Origin of the sequence: Corynebacterium sp. KPL1818, assembly GCF_000478135.1 — a bacterium.
GTDB lineage: Bacteria > Actinomycetota > Actinomycetes > Mycobacteriales > Mycobacteriaceae > Corynebacterium > Corynebacterium accolens.
Genome location: NZ_KI515760.1, coordinates 362,036 through 379,074, shown reverse-complemented (window position 1 = coordinate 379,074; position 17,039 = coordinate 362,036). Strand labels below are relative to the sequence as shown.

19 protein-coding genes are annotated in these 17,039 nt (G+C 59.0%); 3 read left to right on the top strand and 16 right to left on the bottom strand.

All coding sequences use genetic code 11. The features are described 5' to 3' along the window. Positions 1-66 precede the first annotated feature (66 nt). The gene (locus HMPREF1261_RS11380) at positions 67-1,149 is read left to right on the top strand and encodes an ATP-binding protein (RefSeq protein WP_051142548.1); all 1,083 of its coding nucleotides are present in this window, start codon (positions 67-69) and stop codon (positions 1,147-1,149) included. Here HMPREF1261_RS11380 and HMPREF1261_RS11375 read toward each other — a convergent pair. Together HMPREF1261_RS11375 and mnmA are read right to left on the bottom strand one after the other, a co-directional pair. Then, positions 1,146-2,066 (bottom strand): hypothetical protein, encoded by a 921-nt coding sequence (locus HMPREF1261_RS11375; protein WP_023031059.1) that lies wholly within the window; start codon positions 2,064-2,066, stop codon positions 1,146-1,148. The genes HMPREF1261_RS11380 and HMPREF1261_RS11375 overlap by 4 nt on opposite strands. Beyond that, positions 2,067-3,152, bottom strand: coding sequence for a tRNA 2-thiouridine(34) synthase MnmA (mnmA, locus tag HMPREF1261_RS11370; protein WP_023031058.1), 1,086 nt, complete (start codon positions 3,150-3,152; stop codon positions 2,067-2,069). Between the two features lie 97 nt (positions 3,153-3,249). Here mnmA and HMPREF1261_RS11365 point away from each other — a divergent pair, with 97 nt between their 5' ends. After that, on the top strand, positions 3,250-4,086 hold the full coding sequence (locus HMPREF1261_RS11365) for a spermidine synthase (RefSeq protein ID WP_023031057.1): 837 nt from the start codon (positions 3,250-3,252) through the stop codon (positions 4,084-4,086). Here HMPREF1261_RS11365 and HMPREF1261_RS11360 read toward each other — a convergent pair. Next, positions 4,067-5,230 (bottom strand): glycoside hydrolase family 25 protein, encoded by a 1,164-nt coding sequence (locus HMPREF1261_RS11360; protein ID WP_034658491.1) that lies wholly within the window; start codon positions 5,228-5,230, stop codon positions 4,067-4,069. The two genes, HMPREF1261_RS11365 and HMPREF1261_RS11360, sit on opposite strands and share 20 nt — an antisense overlap. A gap of 206 nt (positions 5,231-5,436) precedes the next feature. Between HMPREF1261_RS11360 and HMPREF1261_RS11355 the strand changes: the two genes are divergently transcribed. Continuing rightward, a complete protein-coding gene (locus tag HMPREF1261_RS11355; RefSeq protein WP_023031055.1) occupies positions 5,437-6,615 on the top strand; it encodes an HNH endonuclease signature motif containing protein in 1,179 nt (392 codons plus the stop codon). Here HMPREF1261_RS11355 and HMPREF1261_RS11350 read toward each other — a convergent pair. The 13 genes from HMPREF1261_RS11350 to atpD form a co-directional block, all read right to left on the bottom strand. Next, positions 6,612-7,727: a cysteine desulfurase family protein gene (locus tag HMPREF1261_RS11350; protein ID WP_023031054.1), complete on the bottom strand. Its 1,116-nt coding sequence runs from the start codon at positions 7,725-7,727 to the stop codon at positions 6,612-6,614. The two genes, HMPREF1261_RS11355 and HMPREF1261_RS11350, sit on opposite strands and share 4 nt — an antisense overlap. After that, a complete protein-coding gene (locus HMPREF1261_RS11345) occupies positions 7,727-8,668 on the bottom strand; it encodes an electron transfer flavoprotein subunit alpha/FixB family protein (RefSeq protein WP_023031053.1) in 942 nt (313 codons plus the stop codon). The genes HMPREF1261_RS11350 and HMPREF1261_RS11345 overlap by 1 nt, the downstream gene beginning before the upstream one ends. A gap of 8 nt (positions 8,669-8,676) precedes the next feature. Continuing rightward, positions 8,677-9,459 (bottom strand): electron transfer flavoprotein subunit beta/FixA family protein, encoded by a 783-nt coding sequence (locus HMPREF1261_RS11340; RefSeq protein ID WP_005282437.1) that lies wholly within the window; start codon positions 9,457-9,459, stop codon positions 8,677-8,679. A 26-nt stretch (positions 9,460-9,485) separates the two neighbouring features. After that, positions 9,486-10,619, bottom strand: coding sequence for a class I SAM-dependent methyltransferase (locus HMPREF1261_RS11335; protein ID WP_023031052.1), 1,134 nt, complete (start codon positions 10,617-10,619; stop codon positions 9,486-9,488). Further along, positions 10,616-11,443, bottom strand: a complete 828-nt coding sequence (locus HMPREF1261_RS11330; RefSeq protein WP_005282435.1) for an NUDIX domain-containing protein — start codon at positions 11,441-11,443, stop codon at positions 10,616-10,618. The genes HMPREF1261_RS11335 and HMPREF1261_RS11330 overlap by 4 nt, the downstream gene beginning before the upstream one ends. Beyond that, the gene (locus tag HMPREF1261_RS11325; protein ID WP_023031051.1) at positions 11,443-12,261 is read right to left on the bottom strand and encodes an ABC transporter ATP-binding protein; all 819 of its coding nucleotides are present in this window, start codon (positions 12,259-12,261) and stop codon (positions 11,443-11,445) included. The genes HMPREF1261_RS11330 and HMPREF1261_RS11325 overlap by 1 nt, the downstream gene beginning before the upstream one ends. A gap of 50 nt (positions 12,262-12,311) precedes the next feature. Continuing rightward, a complete protein-coding gene (locus HMPREF1261_RS11320) occupies positions 12,312-13,229 on the bottom strand; it encodes a tetratricopeptide repeat protein (protein ID WP_023031050.1) in 918 nt (305 codons plus the stop codon). Further along, the gene (locus tag HMPREF1261_RS11315) at positions 13,229-13,537 is read right to left on the bottom strand and encodes a thiamine-binding protein (protein ID WP_034653892.1); all 309 of its coding nucleotides are present in this window, start codon (positions 13,535-13,537) and stop codon (positions 13,229-13,231) included. The genes HMPREF1261_RS11320 and HMPREF1261_RS11315 overlap by 1 nt, the downstream gene beginning before the upstream one ends. A gap of 10 nt (positions 13,538-13,547) precedes the next feature. Further along, a complete protein-coding gene (locus HMPREF1261_RS13100) occupies positions 13,548-13,832 on the bottom strand; it encodes a hypothetical protein (RefSeq protein ID WP_084538553.1) in 285 nt (94 codons plus the stop codon). Next, positions 13,832-14,524 (bottom strand): endonuclease NucS, encoded by a 693-nt coding sequence (gene nucS / locus HMPREF1261_RS11310; RefSeq protein ID WP_023031048.1) that lies wholly within the window; start codon positions 14,522-14,524, stop codon positions 13,832-13,834. Before nucS ends, HMPREF1261_RS13100 begins: the two co-directional genes overlap by 1 nt. A 21-nt stretch (positions 14,525-14,545) precedes the next feature. After that, positions 14,546-15,025: a DUF2550 domain-containing protein gene (locus HMPREF1261_RS11305; RefSeq protein ID WP_005280203.1), complete on the bottom strand. Its 480-nt coding sequence runs from the start codon at positions 15,023-15,025 to the stop codon at positions 14,546-14,548. A gap of 183 nt (positions 15,026-15,208) precedes the next feature. Beyond that, a complete protein-coding gene (locus tag HMPREF1261_RS11300) occupies positions 15,209-15,583 on the bottom strand; it encodes a F0F1 ATP synthase subunit epsilon (RefSeq protein WP_005280202.1) in 375 nt (124 codons plus the stop codon). 10 nt (positions 15,584-15,593) lie between these two features. Beyond that, positions 15,594-17,039, bottom strand: a complete 1,446-nt coding sequence (gene atpD / locus HMPREF1261_RS11295) for a F0F1 ATP synthase subunit beta (RefSeq protein ID WP_005280201.1) — start codon at positions 17,037-17,039, stop codon at positions 15,594-15,596.

The following is a 17,039-nucleotide window of genomic DNA, read 5'->3' as shown; positions in this document are numbered from 1 at the left end:
GGACTACGATGGAGACTATGTCCTTTTCACGAGAACCCCTTCCGCCCCACATTTGGCGTCCCACCGCTGTTTTGGGTCGGCCGCACCGCGGTCCTCGATACCTTTCGCGCAGCGCTCGATGCCCAACCTGGACACCCCGGTCGCTCACTCGTCATTAGCGGCGCCCGTGGTATTGGCAAGACGGTCCTCCTCAACGAGTTGGAAGACATCGCCGCCACCCGCGGATGGATTACGCTGCGCGCCTCCGGCCGCAGCGCCATGGTGGAAGAGCTCGTCGAGACCACCATCCCCCGCATCATGGACACGCTTGCGCCGGCAGATAAGCACAAAGTCAACCGCATCGGAATCGGCGGCCTTGGCTCCATAGGAATCGAACACAACACGAATGAAGCCTATAAGCCCACCTTAAATACCCGGCTACGCGAATTACTCGCCCAACTCAAGGGTGCAGGTGTGCTCCTTACCATCGATGAAGTCCAAGATGCCGATGCCCAAGAATTGGCCTCCTTGGCCGTTACTTACCAAGACTTAGTGCGCGATGAACTCGATGTCGCCATCGTCGTAGCCGGCCTGCCACAGGGCATTAACCGGCTGCTAGAGCTGCCCGGAGTAACCTTTCTGCGCCGCGCGCAAAAGTTTGTGCTGGGCCCGCTGTCACCCGCCAACGCTACCGTTGCATTTAAGGAAACCGCCGCACACTCGGGCCTCGACTTCAGTGCAGATGCAGTCTCCGCCGCCGTGGAGCTATCTCGAGGATATCCCTACCTGGTTCAGCTCGTCGGATCACTAGCGTGGGCCCACGCACAGCGCTCTGGCGCGACCCGCATAGAAGAAAACACTGTCCAAGCCATCTCGGCCGAGGCGATATCCGTCCTAGGCACACAAGTGCACCAGCCCGCCACCCTCACGCTCCCACCCGCACAGCGCCGCTTCCTTGAAGCCATGAGTGCTGTCATGGACAACGACACTGCAGAAATTCAAGCTATCGCCGCACACCACGACCGCACGGTGCGGTCCCTATCGGCCACGCGCCAGCGGCTTATCGATGCCGATCTCATCGAACCCACCGGCCACGGCCAGCTTAGATTCGTCATTCCCTACATGGAGGCCTATTTCACGGCCACCGATAGCTTGGGTCGAGTGGATTAAAGGTCACCGGCGTCCCGGACAAGGATGGACGAGGTCTCCGTCACCGAACACAGGGTTCGGGCAGAGGCCTGCACGGGATATACATCAAAGCGATCGACCAAAAGTTCGCGTGGCATGCCGATGCGGTCGAGATGCTTGGCCAGCGCGATGGCCTCGGCACGGGCATCCGATCCGGAAATCCCCACACCAATGCGATGGCCATCGCTCAGGTGCTCTCCCAAGCCATCGAAATGCTCAGGGGTATCGAGGCGATAACGAGGGCTATGGAAATCGACGAGCAAGGTCGTTGCGGCACCAGCAATGGACCACAACGGCGGGGCATGCAGGTAGTCCGCGTCAAAGCCGAGCAGAGTTTCTAGCGCTACCTCGTCAGCCACGGCGGGGATAGAATCAAAATCCGTGGTACCTGGGATGCGTCCAGCCACGATATCCGCAAGCAAAGGTTCATCAAGCTGCACCACAACTTCGCCGTGGAAGCGGCGTGCCACATCATCTGCATGCGCCCGCAGCCCATGAAGAAGGGCTTCAGAAAGCTCGGCGAAGGCACCGCGGTCACTAAGAACTCGGTGGCCATCGGAAAGCTCGATGCTGGCCGCCAGCGACCAAGGGCCGAGCGCCTGCACCTTGATGCGAGGGACGGTCTCTCCCCACACCTGCTGCACCTCGTCGAGGTCACGCTCGAGGCGATCCCACGCGCGGCGGGTAAGCAGCTGGGGCCGAGCCGTCATGCGCCACGAACGCGGGCCGCGGTCAAGGGAAATGGCCTCAAGCATGCTGGCGGTTCGCCCCACCGCATCGGAGCCAAGGCCACGCTGCGAGAGCTGCGGGAGCGCGGGAAGTTCGCTCTCTCCCATGATGATGTCGGCGGCCTCCACCATGGAGGTACCGGGCATGGGCCCAAGTGCAAAGCCGGTCATTTACACGGTCTCGCAGATAGTGCCGGAACCGATGACGATATCGCCCAGATCATCTGGGGAAGGCAAGTACAGCACCGCAGCCTGACCGCGCGCCACCCCAGACAGCGGTTCCTTGAGTTCCAAGCGCATCGAATCTGCGGCGCGGTCCACATGCGCGATACACGGCACTACGGAACCGTGCGCACGAACCTGGACCTCGCACTCAAAGTCACCGTCCATACCAGGGTGCAGGTACTTGAGCCGGTCAGCCCGGATGGCGGTAACCGCTAGGTCCTCGCGGGCGCCAACGGTCACCGTGCCCGTTGCAGCGTCAATATCGGTGACGTAGCGCGGGCGGCCATCGGCAGCTGGGGCCTTGATGTCTAGGCCCTTGCGCTGGCCGATGGTGTAATTCCACGCCCCGTCATGTTCCTTAAGCTCCGTGCCCTCTTGGTCCACGATCATGCCGGGGCGAAGCCCGATGCGCGCTCCAAGGAACTGCTGGGTATTTCCATCCGGGATGAAGCAAATGTCATAAGAGTCCGGCTTCTTCGCTGTGGAAAAACCGTACGCCGCAGCCTCTTCGCGGATTTGCGGCTTAGGGGTATCACCGATGGGGAAAAAGCAGTGGTCCAGCTCCTCGGCGGAAATGACGCCGAGCACATAAGACTGGTCCTTATTCTCATCCTTGGAGCGGCGCATATAACCGTCATCATCAAGCGTGGCGTAGTGGCCGGTCGCAACGGCATCAAAGCCCAGGGCCATACCCTTTTGCAGCAATGCGCGGAATTTAATCTTCTCATTGCAGCGCAGGCAAGGATTCGGGGTTTCACCGCGGGCATAGGAATCCACGAAGTCCGTGATGACCTCTTCCTTGAATTCCTCCGAAAAGTCCCAGACATAAAACGGAATGCCCAACTTATCGCAAATGCGGCGGGCATCGGCGGAATCTTCCAGCGAACAGCAGCCGCGGGCCTTTTCGCGCGTTTGCTGCGCGTCCTTATGCAGCGCCAGGTGCACGCCGACGACATCGTGGCCAGCCTCCACCGCGCGGGCGGCGGCGACAGATGAGTCCACGCCGCCAGACATTGCTACCAATACTCGCATTGCATTCCCCTTTTAAATACCTCGACTACAGGCCCGAAAGTGTACTCCCTTGCCCCAACGCAGCTTAAATCGATTCCATTCCCTAAGCTTGAACCCCATGGGTAGAAAGCGAGCCGCGAACAGGTCAGGCATCACCGGCACCTACGAGATCTCCACCGGCACCGCCGAGGTTGTGCCGGATGAATTCCGCGACGGGGCCTATATCCTTAACGTCAATGGCGTTCCTAGCAGCCATATCGTGCTGGGCGAGCCGCAGGAACTCGACTTTGAGTACATGCGCTGGATCGCAGCGGCGGTAGAACAGCTTAATACGGTCTCGCCCAATAAACTGCGCGTTACCCACCTCGGCGGGGCAGGTTGCTCACTCCCGCGCTACTTCGCCGACCTGTGGCCGGACAGCCGCCATACGGTGGTCGAGCTCGATGCCAAACTGGGCGAATTAGTCCGCGATCTTTTCGATGTCCCCCGTTCCCCCACCGTCAAGATCCGCCCCGGCGATGCCCGAAAGGAAACCGAAGGTTTTCTGCCCGCCAGCCGCGATATCATTATCCGCGATGTCTTCGCTGGGGATAAAACCCCGAAAGACCTAACCACTGTGGAGTTTTTCCAAGCGGCTAAATCATCCCTGTCTGCCGGAGGCCTCTACGTGGCGAACTGCGGCGATCACTCGGATCTCCACTTGGCTAAGGAAGAGCTGGCCGGGCTTTCTGAGGTCTTCGATCACCTCGCCGTAATCGCTGACCCGCCCATGCTCAAAGGGCGCCGGTATGGAAATATCATCTTGCTGGCCTCAGACACGAAACTGCCAGCTGAGGGCTCGGTCCAAGCCGCTCAGCTGGCAAAGGCACTCTTAGGTGGGGCCGTCCCAGCTCACTTTAAGGATGAAAGCTGGACCCGAAAATTCTTTGCGGGAGCTACTTCAGCACACGATTGAGCAGCTCGGCCACCTGATTAGCGTCGAAGTCGGGGACATCGGCACCGGCCTTCTTCGCCGCATCCTTGGCTTCTTCTACCTGAGCTCCAGAGACCTCGCCTGCGTCGACGCCATTGACATGGCCAGCGTTTTCTAGCAACATCGCCAAGTCACCGACGGTGAAGTCACCGACTGCCATCTTGCCAAGCTGCTTGAGAGGCAGAGCGTCCTCGTCTTCCAAGGTCTTCACAAAAGCTGCCAAGCCCTCGGCAGCTTGGGCGTCGAGGCCGGCGTCTTTGGCGGCATCGGCAAGCTGGGGCATGGCGAGGAGGCCTGCCGCAAGAGCGAAGATGGCGCCAATCAGCGGAGTGCTATCGGCGCTCAGATCGACGCCATCATCAAGCACGAGGCTATCGAGCGCGCCGCCGATATCGACGTAATTGCCGCCACTAAAGGAATCAAGCTGCTGCTTCGTGCCATTGAAGAGGTTCAAATCCACATCGGTTGGAATACCTGCAACCTTGCCCGATCCGGAGCGCTGCCAGAAGGACAGGTTCTTCCACCCACCCACTGGATCCGGCGCTTCATCCTGGTATGCCGCCAACCACAGTGGCATATTGGAGAACTTCTGGGAGTTATTCATCTCACCGATCCAGAAGTACTTATAGGTATAAATCATTGGCGTGCGGTTGGTCAGGCGCTTGAGCTCGCTGGTAAATTCCTCGATCCAGCTCTCCAACTGGGAGGCGGACTTGCCCTCGGAAACCTCGATATCGAGCACCGGCGGCAACGTCTGATTCGGCGCCAATGCAATCTGCGTGGCAAAGTTTGCGGCCTGCGTCTTCGCATCGCCAGCTGGACGCGCATAGTGGTATGCGCCGGTCTTCAGGCCATGCAGATTGGCGGCTTGAATATCTTTGACGTAGTGCGGGTTAATCCAGTCCCCACCCTCAGTTGCCTTCACAAAGGCAAAGGACTGGCCATCAGACTTCACCTTATTCCAGTCAATAGGCATGCCACCTGGGTGCTGGTGGGCAGCAATATCAATACCTTTTGGTGCGCTGGTTCCCAATGCTGCCTGCGCGGCAGCGGTCCCGCTTACCGTGACTGCAACTGCAGCGATAACCGCGATGATGCTCTTGCGGAGTGCCCTCATAGTTGTCATGCGCGAGAGTTTAACAATCATTCACACTAACCACATTTGCAACACACGCAACTTAGAGAGGAGTTTTTCACTCGCGTAGACAAACTCGTTGGAAATGTACCATTTAGAACATATTTCCGCTTTTCGGCTTGCGAGGGTTGAGTGGGCGGCTTATGGTGGGGCTATGTAAATTAGAAACTTAGTGCGAAATTCGGGGGATAATAGCCGTGGAGCCCTACTACCTCATCACTGACCCACACGATGACATCGCGGTTAGTGCAACCTGCAATAGAAAGTCCGACTACCTACTCTGGAAGGAAATTAAACCAAGCCTAGAAGACGATTTCGATATCTCGTGCCATACCTTGGCGGGTCGCACCGGCTTAAGCGAGAGGCGCACGAGGGATATCACCATGGCCCTGTACCGCTTAGAGGAATTGCCACGCACCCAACTGCTGCAGGAAACCTACTACTTCCTCGACTTCTCTCGGCTTATCACCATTGATGCGGTCTTGAGCAAGCTTGGAGAAGTAGACAACAGCGTCCTCCAGCGCATAGACGCAGAATTAGAAAAGTACCTCACTCCCACAAAGCCGGGCCAAAGTTTTCCATCAAACACTGCCCTGCGTCGAAAGCTCAATGGGCTCATCACGATGGAATCTCCGGACACTACGGGAGACAAGGACTCCGAGGAAGAGGACGCGCGAAATGAACCCTATTTCATCTACCCGACCGCGGGTGGACGAGCAGGGTTAAACGTAGAGTTCGACGAAGACGCGCTCATCCTCATTGACGAGGTTGTTCAGCGCACAGCGGAAGAACACGGAATCAGCAAGGCCGATGCCCTAGCCCAGCTGATTCTCGGAACCGTCGAAGATAAATCTCAGGTGCACCTTTATATGTATCGCGCCAGCGATATAAAAGCGGCGCCCGGTTTCATCCAGGGCTATGGATGGGTTCACCCAGATACCGCAGACCGGCTAGCCCCGACTACGACACGGGATATGGACCAAGCGGCAACAAGGGTAAGTCCGGCCTACTCCACGCCGCCGCTCATCGGTGCCTATGTGGAGGGTCGCGATGGTGTGTGCCGCTGGCCAGGGTGTAACCGCCCGGCCTACAGGTGCCAGAAGGACCACCGGATCGATTTCTCAGAGGGAGGAAAGACGACGGCGGGAAACTTGGCCTCGCTGTGCCAGCATCACCACAATGTAAAGACGGATAAAAGCGCCTTTTACATCATGGATCCGCACAGCGGGGACATTATCTGGCTCTTCCAAGACGGGCGGTGGGAATACGATGAACCGCAGGGGCCGCTAGCGGCGAAGAATAAGAACTGGGCGCTCACCGTTGCCCAGGCAATCGCAGCGCGGCGCAATGCTGCCAAAGAAAGGGCTGATACCTAGACCGTGCGGGCCCGAGCAACGACATCTGGCAAGTGCGCGAGCACGTAATCCACATCGTCTTCAGAGGTAAGGCGCCCCAAGGTAAACCGAAGGGAGCCGATTCCTTCATCCTCGCTGACGCCCATTGCAGAAAGCACATGGGACATGCGGTTGACGCCTGCGCTGCAGGCGCTGCCAGTCGATGCCTCAATCTGCAGCGAATCCAGCAGCATAATGAGGCTGTCGCCATCGGTGCCGGGGAAAAAAACATGTAGGTGCGACGGCAAGCATGGCTCGGTGGAATTCACCACGACGTTGTCAATGGAAGAAAGGATCCCATCCCGCAGCTTGTTCCGGAGTCCAGCGATGCGCTCGCCCTCGGCAGCGCTTTCGGCGATCGACTCCTCCAAGGCAGCGGCGAGCGCCGAGGCGCTGGCTACGTCCACCGTGCCTGGGCGAAGTCCGCGCTCTTGGCCGCCGCCATAGGAAATCGGCTGTGGCGCTGGGGTGCGCTTGGCCAATAGCACGCCGATACCGCGCGGGCCGCCAAACTTGTGGGCGCTGGCGGCGAGCGTCGTGATGCCCAATTCCGCAAAATTGATGGGCAGCTTGCCCGCTACCTGCACCGCATCCACGTGCATAGGAATACCGGATTGTTGCGCGAGGGAGGCAAGCTCCTCAATGGGCTGAATCGCACCGGTTTCGTTATTGGCCCACATGCAGGTGGCAAGATCGGCAGGCTCTGCGAAGGCGCCCCCATCGCTGATATGCCCGCTACGGTCCACGGGGAGCAGATCCACGGTGGCGCCGGCTTGGGCAAGCTTGCTCACGGTATCGCGCACCGCTGGGTGCTCAATATCCGTCGAAATGATGCGGTTGGTATTTCCCGCAGCATAAAGGCCCTGGATAGCGATATTATCCGCCTCGGTACCAGAGGAGGTAAAGACGACCTCAATGGGTTCGCACCCAAGGAGGGAGGCGACTTTCTCGCGGGCATCGTCAAGCACGGAGCGTGCCCTGCGGCCAGAGGCGTACTGGGCGCTGGAGTTGAGCGAGCCGGAGGCGGCAACCCATGCGTCGATGGCGGATTGGCGCATCGGCTGGGTTGCTGCGTAGTCGAAATAGTGCGGCATTACTGGCGCGCCTTCAATTCCTCGGTCAGGGCTGGGGCGATTTCGTGCAGGTCACCGACGACGCCAAGATCCGCAATCTGGAAGAACGGCTCATCCTGGTCTTGGTTGACCACCACGATGGTGCCGGAGGTCTGCATGCCCGAGGTGTGCTGAATGGCACCGGAAATGCCCAAGCCAATGTAGAGATCTGGCGACACGGTCACGCCAGTCTGGCCCACCTGGTGGGTGGCATCGTAGAAGCCTTCATCGACGGCGTCGCGGGTGGCACCGACGGCGCCACCGAGGGCATCGGCAAGCGGCTCAACGATCTCGGCGAAGTTATCGCCCACGCCGCGGCCGCCGGAGACCACGACCTTGGCTGCGGTGAGCTCGGGGCGGGCGGACTTTTCGGCGGGAGTAAAGGAATTAACCTTGACATCCTTCGCGGTTGCCGCAGGAAGCGGCATGGGCGCCGGTTGGGCTTCCACCTGCTGAGGCTCCGCCACAACCGAACCGGGCTGCAGGGTATAAATCGGGCAGCTGCCGGAAGCCTGCGAGGTGGTCTCGTAGGTGCCACCGAAAATGGTCATCGTTGCAGAGCCATCCGCCTTGATGGAATCCACATTGGCGAGCGCACCGGAAGCCAGGCGGGCAGACAGGCGGCCCGCAATCTCGTTATTCGTCGGGCTGGCGGCCAGGACGATGGGCGCCGGATTGGCTGCGCCCAGGGCGTGCAAGGCATCAACCTCAGGGGTCACCAGGCGCTGGTCATAATCCTCCGCCGTTGCCTGCACCACCTGGGCGGCGCCGAGGGCAGCTAGCTCTGCATCGAAGGCATCTGCCTGCTTGCCGACGACCACCGCAGACACCGTACCCAATTCGCGTGCGGCAGTAATGAGCTCACCGGTGACGGGGAGAATGCTGTCTGCATCGTGTTCAACAAGTACGTAAACGTGAGACATTTTTACTCCTAAATCAAGTTCTTTGCGGCTAGGAAGTCAGCAATCTTCTTCGCAGCATCCTGCGGCTGCGGCTCCGAGATAACCTCGCCGGCCGTGCGCGGCGGGCGCTTGGAAGATTCGGTAACGGTCGTGGTGGGCGCAATGGCTTCGATGCCTAGGTCCGCCACGTTCAAAGTGGTGATCTCTGCCTTCTTTGCAGCCATAAGTCCCTTGAAGTTGGGGAAACGCGGCTTATCCGCCTTATCGGTGACGGAAATAATCGCTGGAAGGGCTGCCTCGAGCTCCCAGGTTCCGCGGGCGTCTTCGCGGCTGCCTTTTACCGTGCTGCCCGAAAGCTCCACCTGGTGCAGCTCGGTCAATGCGGGCAGTTGGCGGTATTCAGCGAGCAGTCCCGCGAGCGTTCCGGTGGAGGCATCGGAAGCCTCATTGCCCAAGGTGATCAATTGGACATCCTCTAGCGTGTTAATTGCTGCGTTCAGGGTCCACGCGGTAGACAGTGCATCGGCGCCGGCTAGGGCGTCATCGGATACGAGGACCGCGTCATCTGCACCCATCGCAAGCGCCTTGCGGAGGGCCTCATCTGCTTGTGCGGGGCCCATCGTTAAAGCGACAACACGGTAGTTTTCATCCGGATTTTCATCGCGCAGGCGTAGCGCCTGTTCCACGGAGTATTCATTAATTTCATCAATGATGTTGTCCACGGAGGTGCGATCCAGGGTGTGGTCATCCTCCAAAGATTTGGTGGACCACGTATCCGGTACATGCTTGACCAGAGCCACAATCGTTGGCATTGGGGGCACTCACCTTTCCGATAGATTTATCTTGCGTAATTATCTTCGGACGATAATACTCGGGGTTGGCAGAGCAACGCGATACCCTGTGAGCCAATTCGCGTAATGATGACCGCGAAAGGCCGCGATCCCTTCAACTTCATCTGTTTCCTTAGCTGGTCAGGGTCAACATCGACGCCGCGCACAAGGATTTCTAGGCTGCCTGCATCATAGGCCTTTAGGACAGATTTTAGGCGCTTTAGGGGGACCTTTTCTATGAATGGAAATCCCGATGTTCCCTGCGGAATGCGTTCGCCCGTCAGGTACGCAATTCGCGGATCGATCTGCCACAAGCCCTCGCGCGCCGCATAGTGCTGCACGAGTCCAGCGCGCACCACTGCCCCATCTGGATCAATGAGGAAAGTGCCGATGTCGCCAGCCTCAGGCAGGTTCTGCTCTTCATCCGTGAGGACGTCAACTGACTCGCCCTGAATCATCACCGCGTGCCTGCCCGTTCCGAGGCCTGGTGTGTAGAGGCACGCTTCCTTAACTGCCCCATTGACGCTGCTGACGGTGACCAATCCGTCCCAGTCACTAAAATCAAGGCCGGGTGCGCACTTGATGGCCACGTGTGCGTCCCGGTGCGCGGCGATCAGGTCCGGTAGCGGTGGCAGCAAATCCTCCGGACGGGAGATGCGACGCCCCGCCTTCCTACGGGCGGGATCGGCGATAATGACGTCCGCCGTAGAGGTGGTAGTGAGCGCATCTGCTTGAAAGAACGCGTTAGATGCCAAATTATGCCGGGCCATGGCAAGGCGTGAGGCATCGATATCGGAACCGAAGTAGTCAAGGCTTGATCCATAGCCTTCGGTACCGATGGAACACGTGACATCGTGGACGGTGCGCATTCCCCGCTGCCGCAAGAACTCGGACCGATAGCGCGCGACGGGCAGCGGGGTGGCTTGCTGGGCGGAATCGGCATCCATAAGCCAGGTCTCGGGCAACTTTCCGCCCCGCCGGGCAGTAAGTAGCTCCATGGCACAGCGCGCATAATCGCCGTAGGCCGCTTTCAGCTTTTTCAGATCCTTCAGCTGCGAAGCCTTGCTCAGCTCCAAGTCCAAGCTAGCCAGTTCGGCGTTGTGCTCGCTTAAGAAACGGACTTCATCGAGGTTAAAACTCATATGCGCTCTGTAGGGGTGGTGGCGAAATATTCCGCATACTGCGGGTCATCGCGGGGATCGCCGATGACGGGGCGAAGGTCGGACGAGGAGGCATCATCAAGCACCTCCTGGACGGTGGAGTACTTGCATAACCGTTGCATTTGCGCCCATGTAGGAACTACGAGGCGGACGAGTCCGGCCCGCCAGCCCTCCAGGATGAGCTGCGGCGAAAACCACCCGGCATCATCTGCTTCGTGAGTGTCCCCGTCCGGCTCCTGCCCGCTCGGAAGCAGGCCAACGAAGAAAAAAGTATCAAACCAATGGTTTTTGCTTTGCCCCACCCACCGGGCCCATGGGAGGAGCATATCAGCATCGACGCGCATCCCGTTATTGCTAAGGAACTCGGTGAAGGAGATGGTGTGGCTTTCTAGGAGCCTGCGCTCGCGGTGATACCGGCGCGCATTAGAAATCGTGCCGTCATCCCGGATCGCAAACAAGGTACCAGATTCCTCGAAGAGCTCGCGGGCCGCGGCGAAGACGAGGGCGTGGGCCTTGTATTTGGTGACTCCCATCCGCCGAGCCATAGCCACAACGGACTTTCCAGCCCACAAATCACCGGAATCCCACGAACGCGGTGGGAAATCGCGCGGGTCTACCCCACCGCCGGGGAATACGGCATGGCCCGGGTAGTTACGCATGGTGCTTACGCGTTCTTGCACCCAGACCTCGAGCCCGTCGGGGCCATCGCGAAGCAAGAGCACAGTCGCCGCCATGCGCCCACCGTTAAACCCGGTGGTATCGCTGGCGTCGATCGCATCGAGCTGGTCATGAATCTGGTTGTTCATCAAGATATCCGGCGGGCAAAGTACCGCTGCCCAATGCGATCTACTTGGATGGGCTGGTGGAAGGCCTGAGACAAGTTCTCCGAGGTCAGCACGGAGTTAATGAGCCCCTTCGCTACTACTTCTCCGTCATCCAGAAGCATCGCGTGGGTAAAGCCATACGGGATTTCTTCCACGTGGTGGGTGATCATGACGATGGCCGGGGCATCCGGATCCATCGCGAGATCGCCCAAGTATCCCACGAGATCTTCGCGCCCGCCGAGGTCCATGCCAGCAGAAGGCTCATCCAGGATGAGCAGCTCCGGATTGGACATCAAGGCGCGGGCGAGGATGACGCGCTTCTTCTCGCCTTCCGAAAGCGTCGTCCACGTACGGTCCTTTAGGTGGCTGGCGCCAACCTGGGTCAAGATGTCATCGGCGCGGGAAAAGTCCATGTCTTGATACTCTTCGCGCCACCGACCCAAGACCGCGTAACCTGCGGAAATGACGAGGTCATAGACCCGCTCATCCGCGGGAATGCGCGATTGCACGGCGGCAGAGGAAAGACCAATCAGCGCGCGCAGATCACGCATATCGGTCTTGCCAATTTGCTCGCCCATCAAAAAGGCCGTGCCCTTGGAGGGAAATTCCTCCGCGGCCGCCATGCGCACCAGGGAGGTCTTTCCGGCACCGTTCGGCCCGATGATGACCCAGCGTTCATCGAGCTCGACCTGCCAGTCCACGGGCCCTACCAAGTTCTTGCCACCGCGGCGAAGCTCCACGCCACGGAAGTCGATGAGCCAGTCTTGATCAGTTGGGGTTACGTCGTTCACGCCTTCCATTGTGACTGATCTATTCACCGCCCGCAGTAATTGACACAGCTCCGCCGACTTTAATACAGCGCGCTTGCCAGCTTCGTGCGCGCCTCAAGAACGCGCGGGTCATTGCCTGCAAAAAGGCCAAAGAGCTCAAGTAGGCGTTCCCTGAGCTGCGCCTTCTCATCGCCGGCGGTAACCTTCATGGCCTCGATGAGGCGGTCAAAGGCCTTTTCAGGGGCACCTGCCACCACTTCGGCATCGGCGGCACGCATTTGCTTGCCGATGTCCCCCTTATCCCCATCCGCAGCAGCAATCGGGTCCTCGGTTTGGTTGGCCGGGTCCAGCCGCTTGAGAAGCTTCGTTGTGTCCCGCGCCTGCTTAATCTGGGTATTATCCGGTTCCGATTCCAAGATGGATTCGTAGACCTTAATAGCGCCGTCGAAATCGCCGGAGTTCAGGAAGGATTCTGCCTCCTGCAGGCGAGGATCGTCCTCTTCTTCCTCCTCCGCTGCGGTCGGTGCGGACTCAAGCCCCTTAAGCTGCGGTCCGACGTTTTCTACCAAGCTATCCAGCCACTGCTTGAGAGCATCCTTTGGCTGGGCTCCCTCGAAATTAGTCAGCGGCTGGCCTGCGCCAATGGCTACCACGGTGGGCAAGTTCTTCACGCCGAAGGCCTGCGCGACCTGTGGAGTGGCGTCCGCATCCACGTAGCCTACGAGGAAGCTAAGGTTTCCCGCCGCGGCTAATTCCTGCAGGTCCTGCTTCAGCTGGTCGGACTGGGTAGAGCGCGGGGTGCCGACAAGGACGACGACCGGCACCTCAGTGGAGCGGCGCACCACCTCAGTCTCAAAATTCGCCTCGGTGACGGTAAAAAATGGCTGGACTCCGTTAGACTGCGGCTGCTCTTGCGCCTGCTGGCGGGCTTCCGCACGCGCCTTGACCTGGCTGAGATCGAGGGCGCCGCCTACATAAGCATTATTCGCAGAAGTCATTAATCCTCCTTAGCTAAACGACGATTCACGGCGTCTACTTTATCTGTCAATTGGTTCGTCACGCCTTCGCGGATATCGGCCTTAATCACCAACGAGGTGCGCGGCGATACCGCACGCACCGCTTCGGTGGCTTTCTTAATAGTGCCGAAAACCTCGTCCCACTCGCCTTCTACAAGGGTAAACATGGCGTTGGTTTCATTGGGCAGGCCGGATTCCCGCACCACGCGGACCGCCTCCGCCACGGCATCGGCCATCTCGCCGGAGTCATTATCCACCACTGCGGGTGCTACTGAAAATGCAACAATCATGCCCGCAAGTCTACCTTCGCTCCCAACAGTGCCGGTGCCAATGGCGGCGGTCATCGCCCTGCCTGCCGGTATCGCGCGGCCAGGCGACGATGTGGGCAACCCCAGGCGGAATATTTTGGTTACACCCCGGGCAAATATAGAATTTTTGCGCCCGCGCTGAACCGATGTGCCGCATGAGATACGGCTCCCCGTGCGTCCAGCTGGGGCCCTCGACCGTCTGCGAACCAAGGAAGGTAGAGCCGTCCTTGGGCAGTGGCCGGAATTCCTGCGGTTTTCGCCTATTTCGCCGTGGCATTAAAACAACCGCAATTCTTTCGACTCGAGTCCACGCAACTCTTGGTAATCCAAAATCACGCACTGAATCCCGCGGTCTTCGGCAAGCGTTCGGGCCTGTGGCTTAATCTCTTGCGCAGCAAAAATGCCAGATACCGGGGAAATTAACTCATCGCGGTTCAATAGCTCAAGGTAGCGGGTCAATTGCTCTACGCCGTCGATGCCACCGCGCCGCTTGACCTCCACGGCAACATTCCGGTTATCAGCATCTTTAGCCATGATGTCCACTGGGCCAATAGCCGTGGGGTACTCGCGGCGCACAAGGGTGAAATTGGAGCCCAAGGTGTCGATCTTTTCGGCCAAAAGCTCCTGTAGGTGCGCCTCCACGCCATCCTTTACTAGGCCGGGGTCTTCGCCCATCTCGTAGGAGATATCCTCGTGGATTTCCGCGATAGTGATGCGCAATTGCTCACCCTTCGGGTTTTCCACTAGCCACAAGACCTCGCCGGTGTCATTGCCATCCACGTCCTCGATGACGGATTCACTCACCGTACACGGCGGCGTCATCCAATTGAGGGGTTTATACGCGCGGTCATCGGCATGCACCGATACCGAGCCGTCTGCTTTGACGATGAGCAGGCGGTCCGCCAAGGGCAGGTGGGCGTCGAGCCGTCCCACGTAATCAACTGAACAACGGGCGATTACTAAGCGCATGGCTACTACCCTAGCCTGTTGCTATTGGCGCTTGGACTGCCGGGTGGCTCGCTCCCGCAATTGCTTGTAATCAAAGCGCTGTTGCCGCTTGGACGGCGCAGCCTCGACCCAGGCTTCGAAGGCCATGATCCCTCGGGCATCGGAAGCCAGCTCGTATTCCGCATCCCCGGTACTAAAGTGCACTACCTCGGTGGCATCAGACATGAAAGAAGCCTCGTCATCATCCAAAGAACGGGAGTTCAAAATGGTGATGTCGAGGCGATTAAACCACAGGTTATAGCGCGGAAATACAGAGCGCAGTTTGAAATATTCAACAACTTCTCCGGTATAGCGCAGCACGCCATGGCGCCAAGAAAAGCTATCCTTCGCCGGCATTGAGCGCAACAACACCGCGGTTCCGCGCGAGCGCAGAGTAAAAAATCGCAGGGCCGCCAGCAGAACTACTAGCAATACCACCAACGCTAAGGCCCACAGGACCACCGAGATAACCGTTGAATTCATGGGCTCCACACGCCATCCTTGGTTAGTGAAAGAACAATTATTTGGATTGTAGCGCCTGATTCCGCCTCCGCGCCAATAAGAAAAGGCAAAGAAAACGTGAAAAAGCGCACCGGATACATTCCAGTGCGCTTTTCTGAGAGCAGGAAGGGCGGCTATTGCTGCCCTCTCCTACCAATCCAAGGTTTATTCAGCCTTTGCTGCGCGGCGAAGTGCACGCAATGCAGCCTCACCGCGGGACTTGGTGAGCTCATGAGCCGAAGAGGAGTCCTCTTCCGCCTGGGCCTCATCCACCTCATCGGACCAGATGGCCCAATCAGCGAGGACGGTAATCTTGTCCTGGGTAACGGAGAGGAAGCCACCCTGGACGGCGGCAACGCGCCGCGCGCCATCAACTGGGTGGATGGTCACTACGCCATTGTCGATCAACTGACCGATCACAGGCTCGTGACCGGGAAGCACGCCGATCTCACCCTCGGTGGTCTCAGCCGTCACTATGGAGGCCTGACCAGACCACAATGAGCGCTCGACGGAAACCAATTCGGCGGTGATGTCAGCCATGTGCCTCTCCCTACTTCTCGTTCAACTTCTTGTATGCAGCTTCGACATCGTCCAAGCCACCCAAGCCGTTGAAGGCCTGCTCTGGGTAGTGGTCAAACTCACCGTTGCAGATGCGCTCGAAGGCATCGATGGTGTCCTGCAGCGGCACGTAGGACCCCTCCAGACCAGTGAACTTCTGCGCGACGAAGAAGTTCTGGCCCAGGAAGCGCTCGATACGGCGGGCACGCTGCACGGTCACCTTGTCTTCTTCAGACAGCTCGTCCATACCAAGGATGGCGATGATGTCCTGCAGTTCCTTGTTCTTCTGCAGAATACCGATGACGCGCTGTGCTACCTCGTAGTGCTTCTCGCCCACAATGCCTGGCTCGAGGATACGAGAGGTAGAGGTCAGCGGGTTCACTGCCGGGTAAATACCCTTAGAAGCAATGGCACGGTCCAGCTCGGTCGTCGCATCCAAGTGGGCGAAGGTCGTGGCTGGGGCCGGGTCAGTGTAGTCATCGGCAGGCACGTAAACGGCCTGCAGAGAGGTAATGGAACGACCCTTGGTGGAGGTAATGCGCTCCTGCAACACACCCATCTCATCAGCCAAGGTTGGCTGGTAACCCACGGCGGAAGGCATGCGACCCAGCAGGGTGGATACCTCGGAGCCGGCCTGGGTGAAACGGAAGATGTTGTCAATGAACAGCAGCACGTCCTGGTTCTGCACATCGCGGAAGTACTCCGCCATGGTCAGGCCGGACAGGGCCACGCGCATACGAACTCCTGGTGGCTCGTCCATCTGGCCGAAGACAAGTGCGGTATCCTGCAGAACGCCCATCTCTTCCATTTCCAGGAAGAGGTCGGTGCCCTCACGGGTGCGCTCGCCGACGCCGGCGAAGACCGACGTACCGGAGAACTCGCGGGCAATACGGGTAATCATTTCCTGAATCAGGACCGTCTTACCCACACCTGCACCACCGAAGAGGCCAATCTTGCCGCCCTTAACGTAAGGGGTCAGCAGGTCAATGACCTTAATACCGGTTTCGAGGATCTCGGTCTTGCCCTCGAGCTGGTCGAACGCTGGTGGCTCGCGGTGGATACCCCACTGCTCGCCATCGCGGCCGAGGCCTGGCTCATCGAGGCAGTCACCGAGGGCGTTAAAGACGTGGCCCTTGACGACGTCGCCGACCGGAACGGAGATAGGCTCTCCGGAGTCGACTACCTCGGCGCCACGGACGAGGCCATCGGTAGGTGCCATGGACACGGTACGAACGAGGTTGTCACCGAGGTGCTGAGCGACCTCGAGGGTGACGGTCTTTGCCACAGCTTCGAGCTTAATCTCGACGTGGAGTGCGTTGTACAGGGCCGGAAGTGCCTCGCGTGGGAATTCCACGTCCACCACCGGACCGATGACGCGCACGACACGACCGGCGACTGCCGAAGACTGTGCATTCTGCTCTTGCAGAGCTGTAGTCAT

Excerpts from the sequence above, each read along its gene's own strand:
- HMPREF1261_RS11375 (WP_023031059.1), bottom strand. The coding sequence starts at position 2,066 with ATGACCGGCTTTGCACTTGGGCCCATGCCCGGTACCTCCATGGTGGAG.
- mnmA (WP_023031058.1), bottom strand. The coding sequence starts at position 3,152 with ATGCGAGTATTGGTAGCAATGTCTGGCGGCGTGGACTCATCTGTCGCC.
- HMPREF1261_RS11365 (WP_023031057.1), top strand. The coding sequence starts at position 3,250 with ATGGGTAGAAAGCGAGCCGCGAACAGGTCAGGCATCACCGGCACCTAC.
- HMPREF1261_RS11360 (WP_034658491.1), bottom strand. The coding sequence starts at position 5,230 with ATGACAACTATGAGGGCACTCCGCAAGAGCATCATCGCGGTTATCGCT.
- HMPREF1261_RS11350 (WP_023031054.1), bottom strand. The coding sequence starts at position 7,727 with ATGCCGCACTATTTCGACTACGCAGCAACCCAGCCGATGCGCCAATCC.
- HMPREF1261_RS11345 (WP_023031053.1), bottom strand. The coding sequence starts at position 8,668 with ATGTCTCACGTTTACGTACTTGTTGAACACGATGCAGACAGCATTCTC.
- HMPREF1261_RS11340 (WP_005282437.1), bottom strand. The coding sequence starts at position 9,459 with ATGCCAACGATTGTGGCTCTGGTCAAGCATGTACCGGATACGTGGTCC.
- HMPREF1261_RS11335 (WP_023031052.1), bottom strand. The coding sequence starts at position 10,619 with ATGAGTTTTAACCTCGATGAAGTCCGTTTCTTAAGCGAGCACAACGCC.
- HMPREF1261_RS11330 (WP_005282435.1), bottom strand. The coding sequence starts at position 11,443 with ATGAACAACCAGATTCATGACCAGCTCGATGCGATCGACGCCAGCGAT.
- HMPREF1261_RS11325 (WP_023031051.1), bottom strand. The coding sequence starts at position 12,261 with ATGGAAGGCGTGAACGACGTAACCCCAACTGATCAAGACTGGCTCATC.
- HMPREF1261_RS11320 (WP_023031050.1), bottom strand. The coding sequence starts at position 13,229 with ATGACTTCTGCGAATAATGCTTATGTAGGCGGCGCCCTCGATCTCAGC.
- HMPREF1261_RS11315 (WP_034653892.1), bottom strand. The coding sequence starts at position 13,537 with ATGATTGTTGCATTTTCAGTAGCACCCGCAGTGGTGGATAATGACTCC.
- HMPREF1261_RS13100 (WP_084538553.1), bottom strand. The coding sequence starts at position 13,832 with ATGCCACGGCGAAATAGGCGAAAACCGCAGGAATTCCGGCCACTGCCC.
- nucS (WP_023031048.1), bottom strand. The coding sequence starts at position 14,524 with ATGCGCTTAGTAATCGCCCGTTGTTCAGTTGATTACGTGGGACGGCTC.
- HMPREF1261_RS11305 (WP_005280203.1), bottom strand. The coding sequence starts at position 15,025 with ATGAATTCAACGGTTATCTCGGTGGTCCTGTGGGCCTTAGCGTTGGTG.
- HMPREF1261_RS11300 (WP_005280202.1), bottom strand. The coding sequence starts at position 15,583 with ATGGCTGACATCACCGCCGAATTGGTTTCCGTCGAGCGCTCATTGTGG.
- atpD (WP_005280201.1), bottom strand. The coding sequence starts at position 17,039 with ATGACTACAGCTCTGCAAGAGCAGAATGCACAGTCTTCGGCAGTCGCC.